We start from the raw sequence: 15,271 nt of genomic DNA on the forward strand, positions 1-15,271 counted from the left end.
CAGGGAAGATACCACGCGGGAGCGCCCCAGCGCTTGATTAATTAACGCGCTTTGGGCCTGGCCGTACGGGCACGTGTAAGCAGCAAATACCCGCAAGTGCCGGCGACGGCAGACGTAACGAGGATCGCAAATTTCGCCGTTGCCTGCTGGCCTGCATCGTTAAACGAGAGCAGTGCGATAAACACTGACATCGTAAACCCGATACCCGCGAGTAAACCGGTACCGGCCATGTGTATCCATCCTGCCCGGTGGGGAAGCGCACCCAGTTTTAGTTTAACCGCCAGCCATGAGAAGCACACGATCCCGACCGGCTTGCCGAGCAGTAAACCGGCCATGATCCCCAGTCCCAAAGGCGAGGACAAACCCGCAAACATTCCCGGTTCATACCGGATATTGGTATTGGCGAGCGCAAAAAGCGGCATGATGATAAAGCCGACAGGCTTATTGAGAATATGCTCCAGCCTAACGAGCGGCGATGTTCCCTGCGAACCGTGTGCAGGTATGACCAGCGCCAGCAACACCCCGGCAATGGTGGCATGGATCCCCGAATGGTGAATGAGATACCAGAGTAAAATTCCCGGGAGGAGGTAAAAATACAGCCTCTTCACTTTCAGCAGGTTGAAAATGATCAATACCAGTAATATGGCTGCCGCATATAACAGGTGATCGGCATGCAGTCCGTCGGTGTAAAACACGGCGATCACGATAATGGCTCCCAGGTCGTCGGCAATAGCCAGCGCTGCCAGGAACACCTTTAGCGATGCCGGCACCCGTTTGCCCAACAACCCGATCACTGCCAGCGCAAACGCGATATCGGTGGCCATCGGGATCCCCCAGCCTGCACGCGAAGGCGCCCCCTGGTTAATAAATGCAAAAACGGCGGCCGGGAACAACATCCCTCCAAGTGCGGCGAGAACAGGCATGGCGGCCTTTTGTGGAGTAGAAAGTTCCCCGGTACGCATTTCACGTTTAATCTCCAGGCCAACCAGCAAGAAAAAAACGGCCATCAGCCCGTCATTGATCCAGGAAAGTACGGGGTAATAAAGCCGGCAGGAGAGCAGACCGGCAAAAGCATCGCCAAAAGGCGAGTTCGCAATGCCCAGCGAAAGGATCACACAAAAGAACAGGATCAAACCGCCGGTTTGTTCCGAACGAAAGAAATCCCTGAAAGCATGGGCTACCTGTTTCCGCATCCGGCTAAGATACTGGAATTTGCTCTCTACAGGTAATCTTCCAGGTTACCCTTACCCTCGCGAACGATCCCGAACTCACCGGAGGTGCAATCGATCACGGTTGAAGGGATATTCTCGCCGTAACCTCCATCGATCACCATGTCTACGCGGTCCTCGTATTTTTCATGGATCAGCTCCGGGTCGGTGGAGTATTCTACGATGTCGTCTTCGTCGTGGATAGAAGTGGAGATGATCGGGTTACCAAGCATCTTCACGATGCATCGGGCGATATTATTGTCGGGTACACGGATACCTACCGTTTTTTTATTGGAGCTTAACAACTTGGGTACCTGGTTATTGGCGTTAAATATAAAAGTGAACGGCCCGGGAAGCGCTTTTTTCAATACGCGGAACACGGTGGTGTCGATCGGCTTTATATAGTCGGAAATATGGCTCAGGTCGTAACAGATGAAGGAGAAGTTCGCCTTATCCGGTTTAATTCCTCGGATCTGGCAGATCTTTTCAATGGCGCGTTGGTTAGTAATGTCGCAGCCAAGCCCGTATACCGTGTCGGTGGGATAAATAACAAGACCGCCTTTTTTCAGCACATCAACCACCTGCTGGATGGATTTCTCGTTGGGGTTCTCTTTATAAATACGGATTAGCATGATAGGGTAAAGTACAATTTCGGGAGCCAATAGTTTTACAACCGTTGTTACCGCTCCGGGACCATGCGCCCAGGCGGTGTTTATCCCGGCGGGCGGGTACTCCCACCGGCGCCTTGCAGGCACATACAATGTCTAACGTACGTCAAACGTTATCCACACGTTTTCGCTCACCGGGTGCCCCGTACAGGTTAATATCCAACCCTCGGCCAGGTCCTGGTTGGTAAGCACCTCGTTAACGGTCATTTCCACTTTTCCACGGGTACATCTGGCCGCGCAGGTGGAGCAGACGCCGCCTTCACAGCTGTAGGGAAGCGGTATATGGTGTGCCATCGCCGCGCGTAATATCGTTTCATCGTGCCTAACGGGCAAGCGGTAACTGGTGCCGTTAAACTCTAGGGTAACGGTATGATCTTCGAAATGATGGGCCGTTCCCGGGCTGCTGCGCATGATCTCCGGGAGGAAGTTTTCCCGGCGGATCCGGTCTTCCTCAACGTGCATAAAGATCAGGGTGATCCTTGCCATCCGCATAAAGGTGAACGGTCCGCAGATCATGAAAACGGCCTGCCCGGGCGCAAACCGCATTTTCTCTCTCACCATGATCTCGAGGATCCCGTTGTTAAGCCGCCGCTGCGGGAACGAACGGCTGGCGGGATCGCTGAAAAACCAGTAAACCTGCAGTTGGGGATGACTACGTTGCAACGCCGTTAACCGTTCCATAAACAGCGTGTCCTGCTCCGAATGATTGCTGTAAAAAAGGTGAATAGCGCTTTGCGGCTCGGCGACCAATAGACGCCTCAACTGCGGAAGTACCGGGGTGATCCCGCTTCCGGCGACGATGAAGAAAATATCGCGCTGCACCAGCTTTTGAGGGGTAAGCACGAACCTGCCTGCCGGGGCGAGCGCCGCAATCTCCTGTCCTTCTTTCAAATGGATAAGCGCATACCTGGAAGCGGCCCCGTTTTCTACCTTCTTGATGGTAACCTGCAGCGGCTCACCCGGGAGCGAAACGATGGAATACGACCGGCGCAATTCCTTGCCGTCGATCCCGAATATAAAGGTAAGGAACTGCCCGGGTTCCCATGAAACCTGGTCTGCCCCGACCTGCTCAAGCGTATAGGTCTTCGCCTGGGAAGTTTCCTGTACAATCGAAACAATGCGGAATCTGAGCGGCATCAATGTGGATTTTGTGGTAACGTAATACGTTTACGTGTACGTTTGCCCGGAATCATCTATAGGTTTATTCCTCCATTCCTGATCTGTTGCGCGGCGCGTTAACGTCCACGTCAAACGCTCCGACCCCTAAAATTCCGCATTCTTCGGCGTTCTCGGGAAAGGGATCACATCGCGGATATTGGTCATGCCGGTAACGAACAGCACCAGTCGTTCAAATCCCAGTCCGAAACCTGAATGCGGCACCGAGCCGAAGCGCCGGGTATCCAGGTACCAGTCCATCTCGTGCCTGGGAATTCCAATTTCATCCATGCGGCCTACCAGGTGATCGTAGCGTTCTTCGCGTTGCGAGCCGCCAACGATCTCCCCGATGCCGGGAAAGAGGATGTCCATGGCGCGTACCGTTCTCCTGCCCTGCGCATCCGGGTCGTTCAGGCGCATGTAAAAAGATTTGATGTCTGCGGGGTAATCCGTCAGGATCACCGGCTTCTTATAGTGTTTTTCTACGAGGTAGCGCTCATGTTCCGATTGCAGGTCGGCGCCCCAGCCTTCGATGGGGTATTTGAACTGTTTCTTCTGGTTAGGTTTCGAGTTCCTTAACACTTCAACGGCTTCCGTATAAGTGAGGCGTTCAAATTCATTTTCCAGGCAGAAATTAAGTTTGGCGATCAGGTCGAGGTCCGAGCGCTCATTCTGGGGTTTCGATTTCTCTTCTTCCAGTAAGCGGTTCCGTAAAAACTCCAGTTCATCTGGGCAATTTTCCAATGCCGTTTTGATCACATATTTCAGCAATTCTTCGGCGAGGTCCATGTTGTCGCGGATATCGTAGAAAGCCATTTCCGGCTCAATCATCCAGAACTCGGCAAGGTGACGGGTAGTGTTCGAATTTTCCGCCCTGAAGGTAGGTCCGAACGTATAAATATCGCTGAACGCCATCGCGGCCAGCTCGCCTTCAAGCTGACCTGACACCGTAAGGTTGGTCGGTTTTCCAAAGAAATCGGCTGTATAATCTACCGTGCCGTCTTCGTTACGCGGAATGTTATCGAAATCGATCGTCGATACGCGGAACATTTCGCCGGCGCCTTCGGCATCAGACCCCGTGATCACAGGCGTGTGCATGTACACGAACCCCTTGCTGTAGAAGAACTGGTGTACCGCAAACGCGAGATGATGCCTGATCTTAAAAACCGCGTTAAATGTGTTGGTGCGGAACCGCAGGTGTGCAATTTCCCGTAAAAATTCGAGGCTGTGTTTTTTGGGCTGCAGCGGAAACTTCTCGGCATCACTGTCGCCCAGTATTTCGAGTTCCGTAACCTTTACCTCCACACGCTGCCCTTTCCCCAGCGATTCCACCAGCTCGCCGGTCACAGAAACTGCCGCTCCGGTGGTTAAACGTTTCAATAGCGCTTCGCCGGTATGCTCAAAATCAACTACCGCCTGGATATTATTCAGGGTCGAACCATCGTTGATAGCGATAAACCGGTCATTCCTGAAAGTTTTTACCCAGCCCTTTACTACCACCTGGCGGCCGAATTCTGTTGACGATAAGAGATCTTTAATCTTAGTGCGCTTCATCATGAGTGTACGTTTGACGTAATACATTGTATGTTTACGTGACTTGTCTTGTGTTCCCCGCAAAAATACAAATAGGGGCGGCATTAGGAAATACGTTTGACGTTGTACGCTATACGTTAAAAAAGATTTGTGTTCCTGCGACGATTTCTTACCTTTGCACTTCCTAACTGCGGAAGTGGCGTAATTGGTAGCCGCACCAGACTTAGGATCTGGCGCTTCACGGCGTGGGGGTTCGAGTCCCTTCTTCCGCACACTAAGGGACACTTCCAATTTCAAAGGCAGCTGTCCCTTTTTTTATGCGTAAAAAAGAGATCGGGCGATATTTTAGGGGACATCGATTGTATCCGATCAAGCAACAAATCCGGAGGAGTAGATCCGGGAATTAATCCTTCTCCGCCTCTGGCGCCTTTAGCTGCGCTACGATTTCCTGCATTTGCCCGGCGTTCGTCACTGCATATCCATGTATGTCGTTGTTGAAGAAAATGTAAGCATCTTCGACTGACTTTACGCCAGCGATGTGGTGGGCGGCCTCCCGCAAAATGTCGGGGCTATATAACGATGCATAGAGCTGTTCGTCGCCGTGGAACCGGTAATATACGAACCTGGTGTTCGTCACGATCTCTTTAGGCAGCCCGGGGTGACTCATGCCGCAAAAGGTTATATTTCTTTCTGCGAGGCGCTGGTAAACTTCAGCCTGCCACCAACTGGCATGCCGGAACTCCACCACATTTTGAAAAGCCGGATCCAGGCTATCCCAAATTCGCTGGAGAAATTTTTCAGAATAGGGCACATTAGGGGGGAATTGGAAAAGTACACAGCCTAGTTTTTCCTGTAATCCTTCGCGAACCGCACCGTAATAGTCGTTTAACATACCGGTTGTCCCGATCAGCTTTTTAAAATGCGTGATCGCCCGCGGAACCTTGGACGCAAAGCGGAAATCTTCAGGGCTTCGTTCGTGCCAACTTTTCAAAAACAACACTTTTGGGAAGCGATAAAACGTTACATTAAGCTCCAGCGTGCGGAAGTGCCTGCAGTAATGTTCGAACCACAAGCGTTGCGGCAAGCCATCAGGATAAAAAACGCCTTTCCAATGCTTATAATGAAAGCCTGAACAGCCGGTGTGCCAGTGTAATTTCATATGGTCGCTCCTGGAAACGTAAACGTCCGCATCTTGTTTTGCCTTGTTATTACGCATTTAATGCCGGAAATACCTTTTTCTTTTAACCAGGCGCTAAATAGCAGGCAGGTTTAAAAAACTGTCGATTCAGTTATTCCCCATTCTCAACGGTCGTGTCCGGGGGAGAACCGGTATTTTCATTTTCACCGGGCGTTACCTCCGCGTCAGGGTGCAGCCGTTGTAGCTGGTCGTCCTGCTGGGCACCTTTAACGATTTCGTCATCATTTGTTTCGCGCGTTCCCCCGGGCGCGCCGGGATTAGAGCCGGTTGAGCCAGGTTTATTATTTGAATTTTGCTCTTGCTGATCGGGATACATAATGTCGTGTTTTAATAATTAGATAAATAACACCATGCCCGTTGCTGTGTTCTTGTTAGAAGTACTCGTTATGTCCGGAAAAATTACGCATTTATAAAGACCGTAACAACACTCACTTCAACAAAGAAAACACGTGGATGCCGGTCAGGGGCGACATCTTTTTGCGTTACTGATCCGCAATACGTATATCCGGTCGCTGCCGGAATCATTCGCGAAAAGAAACCGGTTACCGGGAGAGATGGCCGCACGGTGTAAGTGCGCAAGTCCCTTCCGGGCTAGCGCAGGGCCTTCTCCTTCGAAGGAGATATAATGCACCGAACCCCGGCCAGCCGTAAACTCGCTTACGGAATCATCCGCCCCATCTTAGAAACAGCCGTGTGCGCAACGTGCCGGCCACCCATCTGCAGCTCCTCACAGACAACCGGCTGATGCCGGCATATAATTGTACGGCAACCGTATCCGGCATCGGGCGCGAGAAGCGTTAAAACAGCCGGTGAACCAAACCGAACGGATGATTGCCGTTCCCCCAAACGGCATCACGTAGGTTTTCTTGAGAGCGGATACCGGATCTCCGTATTAACCTTGACGAGCATTAACCATTAATCATTGGCCCTGGCAAAGCTTATGCTGTTGATACCGGGGATAATTCCCCTACCCTTCTTTAATCGACCTAATAAACGCGGGAATGTTTGCAAGGTAGTCCGACGCGCCCAGGATCTTCACAAAGGCGCTTCCCACGATGGCGCCGCGGGTGTATTGTGCCGCTTTCTGAAAGCTGCGGTGATCTGAGATCCCGAAGCCGATCATGGCCGGATTTTTTAGTTCCATATCGCGGATACGAGAGAAATAACTTTCCGTTGTAACAGAAACATCGAGGTTTTTCCCCGTGGTCGCCGACGACGACAGCAGGTAAATGAACCCGTTCGTCAGCTCATCGATCTTGCGGATCCTTGCCTCCGCTGTTTGCGGCGTAACAAGAAACACGTTGCTTAAGCCATGTTTCCCGAAACAATCGCGGTACAGCTCCTCGTATTCGTACATAGGCAGGTCTGGTACGATCACGCCATCGACACCCGCTTCCGCGGCAGCGGCACAAAACCGCTCCACGCCATACTGGAGCACAGGATTTACATAGCCCATCAGCAGTACCGGGATAGAAACGCGTTTTCGCAGGTCTTTCAGCTGGTCGAAAAGCACGTTGAGCGTCATGCCATTATTGAGTGCCCGTTGGGAGCTTTCCTGGATAACGGGACCATCGGCTACGGGATCAGAGTACGGAAAGCCAATTTCGAGGAAATCGGCGCCAGCCTTTTCCAGGGCTTCCGCAATATCGAGCGTGGCGTTCAGCTCCGGGTAACCGGCAGTAAAATAGATGGAAAGTATGGGTTCTTTTTTGGTGTCGAAAAGTTGATTGAGTCTGTTCATGACGGTACGGGCTATAAACCAAAGAATTTCATGTACGTTGCCAGGTCCTTATCCCCCCTGCCGGAGAGGCAAACAACTACGGTCTCGTTGCCGGTAAAGGTCATCCTGTCGAGGTGCGCCAGCGCATGTGCGCTCTCAATGGCAGGTATAATGCCTTCCAGGCGCGCCAGCAGCAGGCCGGCCCTCATGGCATCGTCGTCTGTGGCGCTCACATATTCGGCTCTTTTAACCTTAAAGAGGTGTGCGTGCTGCGGACCGATACCCGGATAATCCAGGCCCGCCGATATGGAGTAAGGCTCTACCACCTGTCCGTCTTCCGTTTGCATGAGGATAGAACGGCTGCCATGAAGCACCCCTTCTTTGCCAAGCGCCGTAGTGGCTGCCGATTCGCCGGAGTGAACTCCCTTACCGGCGGCTTCCACCGCAACCAGTTTTGCTTTCGGATCGTCGAGGAAATGGTAGAACATGCCCGCGGCGTTACTTCCGCCGCCTACGCAGGCCAGTACATAGTCCGGGCTTTCGCTGCCGGTTTTCTCTTTAAGCTGCCAGCGGGTCTCCTCCGAGATCACCGACTGGAACCGCGCCACCATATCCGGGTAGGGATGCGGGCCTACAACGGACCCGATAATGTAATGGGTATTTTCCGGGTTATTGATCCAGTCGCGCATCGCCTCGTTAGTGGCGTCCTTCAGCGTTTTGCTGCCTGATGTGGCCGGGATCACCGTGGCGCCCATCATTTTCATGCGGGCTACGTTGGGCGCCTGCCGCTCAATGTCGACCTCACCCATGTATACCACGCATTCCAGTCCCTTTAACGCGCATACGGTAGCGGTGGCCACCCCATGCTGACCGGCGCCTGTTTCGGCGATGATGCGCTTCTTGCCAAGCCGTTCGGCCACCAGGATCTGCCCGATGGTATTGTTGATCTTGTGCGCGCCGGTATGGTTCAGGTCTTCCCGTTTAAGGTAGATTGCCGCGCCATATTTTTCAGACAACCTTCCCGCCAGGAACAGCGGAGAGGGCCTCCCTACATAATCCCTTAATAACGCTTCGAACTCGGCGGTGAAACCCGGCTCTCGGATGATCTCCAGGTATTTCGACCGCAGTTCTTCTACGTTCGGGTACAGCATTTCCGGGATATAGGCGCCGCCAAAGTCGCCATAATAGCCTTTTTCGTTTACGTGATAGCTCATTATTTCTCCTGCCCTCTTACCGGGCTTCTTAGTTGTTTAAATACGTTTCTTAGTTTTTCCACATCTTTCAGGCCGGGGGAAACCTCGAAGCGGCTGTTCAGGTCGACGGCATAAAACCGGTGATCGTAGTTCGCTTTCAGGTCGTCCACTGCATCCGGGCCAATCCCCCCGCTGAGGAAATAAGGCACATCCAGCAGGTAATTCTCCAGCAGCGCCCAGTTGAAGGAAGCACCGGAGCCGCCGTGCCCGGGTGTTTTGGTATCGAACAGGAAGTAGTCCGCATATTCAGAAAAAGGCTCCGTGGTATCGAAATCGAATTGCTCGTTTACGCCGAAGGCCTTGATCACCTGCAATCCATCCGCATAGAGTTTTCCACATAATTCGGGGGTCTCGCTGCCGTGAAGCTGTACCGCCTGTAACCGGAACTTTTCCACATTTGCGATAATTTCGTCGTAACCGGAATCCACAAACACACCGGTAGTAATAATATCTTCCGGCAGCGACCAGATCGCCTTTGGCGGAAGGCCGGCGACAAAACGTTCCGACCCGGGATAGAAAATAAACCCCATATAATCCGGCGACAGTGCTGCAACCGCTTTGATGTTCTCCGGGTCGCGCATCCCGCATACTTTTATCTTCATGCTACCAGTTTTTTAAAGCTCTTCATGGCTTTGCCGCTTAACAACGATTCTTCTGCCTTGTAGAAACAATCGGCGAAAGAGCGCTCGCTGTGAATGGTTTTGATCGCCATCGCCGCATTTACCAGCACCACGTTCGTTTGTTCGGTAGTGCCTTCATTATTCAGTACCGAAAGGAAGATCTCTGCAGATTCCTTTACGGTGCTTCCGCCGCCGATACTGGCGGCTTCGATCTTTTCGAAACCCAGGTCGGCAATGCGGTGGATCTGTTCCCCTGCATTTGAAAACGTTTTAAAGTCGCAGGTCAGCGATACCTCGTCATAACCTTCGAGGGCATGCAGTATTGTATAGTTCTTGCCCGATTTCTGGTAAAGATACGCGTATAACCGTGCAAGTTCCAGGTTAAATACGCCTACCAGCTGGTTTGCCGGTTTTGCGGGGTTCACCATCGGACCGAGCATGTTAAAAAAGGTTTTCACGCCCAGTTCACGGCGGATGGGCGCTACCGTTTTCATGGCCGGGTGAAAAAGCGGGGCATGCAGGAAGCAGATGCCCGCTTCGTCGAGGTTACGTTTTAAGATACCGGGGTCGCTGGTGAACCGGTGGCCGAGGTGTTCCATTACGTTTGAAGAGCCGCAGCCCGACGAAACGCCGTAATTGCCGTGTTTTGCCACTAAATGGCCAGCTCCTGCCACTACGAACGAAGCCAGTGTAGAGATGTTGAACGTATCTCTCCCGTCGCCGCCCGTGCCGCAAAGGTCAACCAGCTCATAATCCTGTAGTTTCGGGTCCAGGCAAAGGCTGATCATGCCGTCCCTGAATCCCGCCAGTTCCTCTACCGTGATACTGCGCATACAATATACCGCCATAAAAGCGGCCATCTGCGAAGGGTTATACTTTCCGGTGGCAATATGGGTAAGGATCTCCATCGCTTCCGGGCGGCTAAATGTTTTATGCTCGAAAAGGTGGTTCAGTATCTGTTTCATGGTTGATGCACGGTTTGTAAAAAGAAAAAGGGCTGCCTGTTAAGCAACCCTTCCCAATATCTTTAGTTCAAATTTAGTTCAAAATTGAATACATGCGGATGGCTGCTATCCTCTTTCGGGAAGCCACCAACTGTTGTATCTGGTATTGTTCATCATCGTTCCGCGACAAATATGGCTATTCTTTTTATCTGCTGCAAGAGTTAGCCCATTATTTTGGGGCACCATTTTTTTTACTATCTTACGGGATGAAGATCAATAAATGGCATAGACGATACAAACACTTTCAACAGGATTTCACCAAAGGGCTGTTCATTATGATCGGCGTACTGCTTGCTTCGTTCGGGCTAAAGGGGTTTATCATTCCCAACGATTTTATCGACGGAGGGGTAACCGGCCTCTCCCTGCTGGCGGCACATGTTACGCATATACGGGTTTCGGTTTGGCTGGTAATTTTCAACATCCCCTTTATCATCATCGGTGCGAAACAGATCGGTAAGCGATTCGCCCTCACCACTTTACTTGCCATTTTGGTATTGGCAACGGTGATCTTTTTTATCGACTTCCCCGTGATCACCCATGATAAATTATTAACGTCCATCTTCGGCGGATTTTTCGTGGGTGCGGGGATCGGCCTTACCATGAGAGGCGGCAGCGTACTTGACGGCACCGAGATCATGGCGGTTTATATTAACCGGAAAAGTGTATTCAGCATCGGCGACATCATCCTGCTGATCAACGTGCTGATCTTCGTGATCGCCGCATTCGTACTTACGCTCGAAACCGCGCTATACTCCATCCTTACCTACCTCGCAGCGGCAAAAACGGTGGATTTTATCATCCAGGGCATCGAGGAATACACAGGGGTTACCATCGTATCCCCCAAAAGCGACGAGATCAGGGAAGCGATCATCAATCACCTTGGCCGTGGAGTAACCATCTACAAAGGGGAACGCGGCTTTGGAAGCACTGGCGTACGAAATAAAGACATCAACATTATTTTCACGGTGATCACCCGGCTGGAAGTCTCTAAATTAAAGGAAGTAGTGCTGGGAATCGACCGCAAGGCGTTTATGGTGATGAATGTGATCACCGATACCAAGGGCGGGATCGTTAAACGCAGGCCGCTGCATTAGCCCGGAGGACCAGCCTAGATCAGGGGATCTTTTTCGCCTTTAAAATGCTTGAACACCAGCTTGTCGAGCACGGCAGGCACTACCTTGTTGAGAAACACCGATAGTTTCCCCTGGCTTGTCATCACCAGGTTCCGTTTGCGGTTGATCACGCCATTCACGATAATGCCGGCAACCTCTTCCGGGGTCATCATTTTACCTTCGTCCATGCTGCTTTCCCCCTGTGAGGCACCCCGCTTATTAAGTGCCGCCTTGCGGATGTTGGAGGAGGTGAAACCCGGCGAGGCCACCATCACGTGAAGCCCGGTTTGCAGGCTCTCGATCCTCAGCGCCTCCAGGAATCCCTTCAGTGCGAACTTCGAAGCCGAATAACCCGTCCTTCCCGGGAGGCCATAGTAACCTGCGAGCGAACTTACTCCCACTACCGAGCCCCTGTTCTTCAGCAACTCCGGCAGGGCGAATTTAGTACAGTAAACGCTCCCCCAGAAATTTACGTCCATCAGGTTCCGGATCACCACCAGGTCGAGATCTTTAAACAAGGCACGCATGCTGATCCCCGCGTTATTTACCAGGATGTCAATTCGCCCGAAGGTGGCGATGGCCTGCTTTATCAAATGATCACAATCATCCTCATGGGCTACATCGCATTGTACGGCCAGCGCCCTCACCCTGAACTCTTTTTCTATCGCCTGCGCGATTTCGCAAAGCGTTACATATTGCCTGGCGGCGAGCACGATATTTGCCCCCTGGCGCGCGAACTCCCCGGCACAGGCTTTACCGATCCCGGACGAAGCACCGGTAATAATTACTACTTTATTGTTCAGGGACATAGTGGTTTCTTTATTTTTATAGCTGGCTGATAGCTGATAACCCGGATCCTGTTATTTCATTAAGGTGCTTTCATAAGGCACGCGCGTGGCGATGGAGCGGCCTAAGGTAATCTCGTCTACATACTCCAGCTCGCCGCCAAAGGCGATTCCGCGGGCGATAGCAGAGATGCGTACCGGCAGATCTTTCAGTTTCTTATAAATGTAAAAAATGGTGGTATCGCCTTCCATGGTGGCCGACAGGGCAAGAATTACCTCTTTAATTTCGCCGGCCTGTACACGTTCTACCAGCGTGGCGATATTCAGGTCTGACGGGCCGATGCCGTCCATGGGCGAAATAACGCCTCCCAATACATGGTAAACGCCCTGGTATTGGTTGGTATTTTCAATTGCCATCACATCGCGGATATCCTCCACGATACAAACCAGCGAACGGTCGCGCCGGGTCGCCGTACATATCCCGCAAACAAGCTGGTCCGAGATGTTATGACATACTTTACAAAAGCGGATCCCGCTGCGAAGGCTGGTCATCGACAAGCTGAACCGTTCCACCTCTGCCTCCGGCCTGTTTAACAAGTGAAGCACGAGGCGCAGCGCGGTTTTTCGTCCCACACCGGGCAGTCTGGCAAATTCATCAACAGCAGATTCGAGCAGGCGCGAAGAGAAATTCATGTACACAAAGGTAAGATTTGCTTTTCAATCTTAATTACTACATTTAGCGCCTCAACAAAAATTCCACATGGCGCCGTCTATCCTTTTATCGTTTATTATCGGGTATTTTTTGCTGCTGATCGCGGTCTCTTATTTTACGTCGCGGAATAATTCAGATAACTCTTCGTTCTTTATCGCCAACAGGAATTCAAAATGGTACCTGGTCGCGTTCGGTATGATTGGCACGGCTTTGTCGGGGGTCACCTTTATTTCCGTGCCCGGCGAAGTAGGGAACGCGGCGGGTAAAGAGTTTGCCTACTTCCAGTTTGTGCTGGGCAACGCCATCGGGTTCGTAATCATCGCTACCGTGCTGCTTCCGCTTTACTACCGGATGAAACTCACTTCGATCTACGGGTACATCGAACAGCGCCTGGGCACTTACAGCTATAAAACGGCCGCATCCATTTTTTTACTAAGCCGCACCATCGGATCGTCGTTCAGGCTTTACCTGGTAGTGATCGTACTGCAGCGATTCATCTTCGACTCTTACCATATTCCCTTCTGGGCGACGGTGCTCATCTCGCTGGTGCTCATCTGGTCGTACACGTTTAAAGGCGGTTTAAAAACGATCATCATCACCGATACCCTGCAAACGGTTTTCCTGGTTTCTTCGGTGTTCCTTACCATTTACTTCATCTGCAGCAGTTTGGGCCTCAACATCGCAGAAGCGTTCGAAACGGTAAAGAACAGCGGTTACGCAAAGATCGTGTTCGTGGAGGATTTTGCCGCCAGTAAATTTCACGTAAGCAAACAGCTGATCGGGGGAATTTTTGTCACCATCGCCATGACCGGCCTAGACCAGGACCTGATGCAAAAGAACCTGAGCTGTAAGAACATCGGCGAAGCACAAAAGAACATGTTCACGTTTACGTCGATTTTCGTGGTGATCAACCTGTTCTTCCTCAGCGTAGGCGCCCTGTTGTACGTATACGCCGGTAAAAACGGCATCGCCATGCCGGTGGATGCACATACAGGCGTCGTGCGTACCGACTTTCTTTTCCCGGAGATCGCGTTAAATCACCTGTCGATCCTGCCAGGGATCATTTTCATGATGGGACTTACCGCGGCTACCTTCGCCACTACTGATTCTGCGCTGACCGCCCTAACCACTTCTTTCTGCGTGGATTTCCTGGGAATGGACAAAACAGAGAACAAACAGAAAAAAGGGAGTGAAGGTCTTCGCCATTGGGTACATGTGGCTTTCTCGCTGCTTATCTTCCTGGTGATATTGTTATTTAATTCGGTAAATGACAAGTCGGTGGTAAGCGCCATATTCACGGTGGCCTCTTACACTTACGGCCCGTTGCTCGGGTTGTACGGCTTCGGCCTGTTTATGAAGGGCCGTACAGTGCACGACAAGCTGGTGCCGCTCATCTGCCTGCTCTCCCCCGTTGTATGCTATTTCCTTAATTTAAATTCGAAAACAATCCTGGGCGGATACGTATTTGACAATGAGCTGATCCTCGTAAACGGGCTTATTACGTTCGCCGGGCTGATGGCGATCAGCAAACCTACGGCCGGAAAAACTCAGTATTAGTAATAATTTAACGTTGTAATTTTAGTGAAATGAATAGTGATGATAAAATAAGAAACGCGTTCGCGAACCGTAACTGGCAGGAAATCAAGGTGACAGACTCCTGGCAGATCTTTAAGATCATGGCCGAGTTCGTAGATGGGTTTGAGAAAATGGCCAGGATCGGTCCTTGTGTATCCATATTCGGTTCCGCACGTACCGCAAATACCAGCAAATATTACCAGATGGCCGTAGATACGGCGCGGCTGCTTTCTGAACGCGGGTACGGGGTGATCTCCGGCGGCGGCCCCGGGATCATGGAAGCTGCCAACAAAGGCGCTTATGAAGCCGGCGGCAAATCGGTGGGATTGAATATCGAGCTTCCTTTCGAGCAGTTCCACAATAAATACATCGATCGCGACAAGCTGATGGAGTTCGATTACTTCTTTGTGCGTAAGGTGATGTTCATGAAATATTCACAAGGCTTTATCGTCCTCCCGGGAGGGTTCGGCACCATGGACGAGATGTTCGAAGCCATCACGCTCATCCAGACCGGTAAGATCGCCCGTTTCCCCATCGTACTGGTGGGATCGGATTACTGGGGCGGATTGCTGGAATGGGTAAAAACACGGATGATCGAAGCCGGAAATATCAGCGCCGAAGACATGAACCTCTACCGGCTGGTAGATACCGCTGAAGACGCCGTAGAACACATCTTCAGGTTCTATGACAAATATGTGCTGAAGCCGAATTTTTAAGGAAATCCCCTT

At 51.5% G+C, this 15,271-nt stretch carries 16 protein-coding genes and 1 tRNA gene; 4 read left to right on the top strand and 13 right to left on the bottom strand.

Going from position 1 to position 15,271, the window contains the following annotated elements; translation table 11 throughout:
* Positions 1-41 precede the first annotated feature (41 nt).
* The 4 genes from nhaA to asnS form a co-directional block, all read right to left on the bottom strand.
* Positions 42-1,193: a Na+/H+ antiporter NhaA gene (gene nhaA / locus GS398_RS11290; protein ID WP_160906860.1), complete on the bottom strand. Its 1,152-nt coding sequence runs from the start codon at positions 1,191-1,193 to the stop codon at positions 42-44.
* Positions 1,194-1,219: 26 nt separating this feature from the next.
* The gene (locus GS398_RS11295; RefSeq protein ID WP_160906861.1) at positions 1,220-1,840 is read right to left on the bottom strand and encodes an L-threonylcarbamoyladenylate synthase; all 621 of its coding nucleotides are present in this window, start codon (positions 1,838-1,840) and stop codon (positions 1,220-1,222) included.
* A gap of 132 nt (positions 1,841-1,972) precedes the next feature.
* Complete coding sequence (locus GS398_RS11300) at positions 1,973-3,013, bottom strand: iron-sulfur cluster-binding domain-containing protein (RefSeq protein ID WP_160906862.1); 1,041 nt, start codon at positions 3,011-3,013, stop codon at positions 1,973-1,975.
* Positions 3,014-3,139: 126 nt separating this feature from the next.
* On the bottom strand, positions 3,140-4,588 hold the full coding sequence (gene asnS, locus GS398_RS11305) for an asparagine--tRNA ligase (RefSeq protein WP_160906863.1): 1,449 nt from the start codon (positions 4,586-4,588) through the stop codon (positions 3,140-3,142).
* 166 nt (positions 4,589-4,754) lie between these two features.
* Between asnS and GS398_RS11310 the strand changes: the two genes are divergently transcribed.
* A tRNA-Leu gene (locus GS398_RS11310) sits at positions 4,755-4,836 on the top strand.
* 131 nt (positions 4,837-4,967) lie between these two features.
* Here the strand turns inward: GS398_RS11310 and GS398_RS11315 are convergent.
* From GS398_RS11315 to trpD, 7 genes are all read right to left on the bottom strand, one after another.
* Positions 4,968-5,780: a DUF72 domain-containing protein gene (locus GS398_RS11315; protein WP_237488158.1), complete on the bottom strand. Its 813-nt coding sequence runs from the start codon at positions 5,778-5,780 to the stop codon at positions 4,968-4,970.
* A gap of 73 nt (positions 5,781-5,853) precedes the next feature.
* Complete coding sequence (locus tag GS398_RS11320) at positions 5,854-6,078, bottom strand: hypothetical protein (protein WP_160906864.1); 225 nt, start codon at positions 6,076-6,078, stop codon at positions 5,854-5,856.
* A gap of 144 nt (positions 6,079-6,222) precedes the next feature.
* Positions 6,223-6,393 carry a beta-propeller fold lactonase family protein gene (locus tag GS398_RS22825; protein ID WP_160906865.1) on the bottom strand — a complete coding sequence of 57 codons (171 nt, stop codon included), beginning with the start codon at positions 6,391-6,393 and terminating at the stop codon, positions 6,223-6,225.
* A gap of 336 nt (positions 6,394-6,729) precedes the next feature.
* Positions 6,730-7,503, bottom strand: a complete 774-nt coding sequence (gene trpA / locus GS398_RS11330) for a tryptophan synthase subunit alpha (RefSeq protein ID WP_160906866.1) — start codon at positions 7,501-7,503, stop codon at positions 6,730-6,732.
* An 11-nt stretch (positions 7,504-7,514) separates the two neighbouring features.
* A complete protein-coding gene (gene trpB, locus GS398_RS11335; RefSeq protein ID WP_202406022.1) occupies positions 7,515-8,696 on the bottom strand; it encodes a tryptophan synthase subunit beta in 1,182 nt (393 codons plus the stop codon).
* Complete coding sequence (locus GS398_RS11340) at positions 8,696-9,337, bottom strand: phosphoribosylanthranilate isomerase (RefSeq protein ID WP_160906867.1); 642 nt, start codon at positions 9,335-9,337, stop codon at positions 8,696-8,698. Before GS398_RS11340 ends, trpB begins: the two co-directional genes overlap by 1 nt.
* Positions 9,334-10,320, bottom strand: coding sequence for an anthranilate phosphoribosyltransferase (trpD, locus tag GS398_RS11345; protein ID WP_160906868.1), 987 nt, complete (start codon positions 10,318-10,320; stop codon positions 9,334-9,336). The genes GS398_RS11340 and trpD overlap by 4 nt, the downstream gene beginning before the upstream one ends.
* A gap of 245 nt (positions 10,321-10,565) precedes the next feature.
* On the opposite strand from trpD, the gene GS398_RS11350 reads away from it, so the two are divergent.
* A complete protein-coding gene (locus GS398_RS11350; RefSeq protein WP_160906869.1) occupies positions 10,566-11,453 on the top strand; it encodes a YitT family protein in 888 nt (295 codons plus the stop codon).
* 14 nt (positions 11,454-11,467) lie between these two features.
* Here GS398_RS11350 and GS398_RS11355 read toward each other — a convergent pair whose 3' ends face one another.
* Both GS398_RS11355 and recR read right to left on the bottom strand, forming a co-directional pair.
* Entirely contained in the window at positions 11,468-12,280 is an 813-nt protein-coding gene (locus GS398_RS11355) for an SDR family oxidoreductase (RefSeq protein WP_160906870.1), read from the bottom strand.
* Between the two features lie 51 nt (positions 12,281-12,331).
* The gene (gene recR / locus GS398_RS11360) at positions 12,332-12,949 is read right to left on the bottom strand and encodes a recombination mediator RecR (protein ID WP_160906871.1); all 618 of its coding nucleotides are present in this window, start codon (positions 12,947-12,949) and stop codon (positions 12,332-12,334) included.
* A gap of 67 nt (positions 12,950-13,016) precedes the next feature.
* Here recR and GS398_RS11365 point away from each other — a divergent pair, with 67 nt between their 5' ends.
* Both GS398_RS11365 and GS398_RS11370 read left to right on the top strand, forming a co-directional pair.
* Complete coding sequence (locus GS398_RS11365) at positions 13,017-14,525, top strand: sodium:solute symporter (protein ID WP_160906872.1); 1,509 nt, start codon at positions 13,017-13,019, stop codon at positions 14,523-14,525.
* A gap of 29 nt (positions 14,526-14,554) precedes the next feature.
* Positions 14,555-15,259 (top strand): LOG family protein, encoded by a 705-nt coding sequence (locus tag GS398_RS11370; RefSeq protein WP_160906873.1) that lies wholly within the window; start codon positions 14,555-14,557, stop codon positions 15,257-15,259.
* Positions 15,260-15,271 lie beyond the last annotated feature (12 nt).

It is taken from the genome of Hufsiella ginkgonis (assembly GCF_009834915.1).
In the GTDB taxonomy this organism is placed as follows: domain Bacteria; phylum Bacteroidota; class Bacteroidia; order Sphingobacteriales; family Sphingobacteriaceae; genus Hufsiella; species Hufsiella ginkgonis.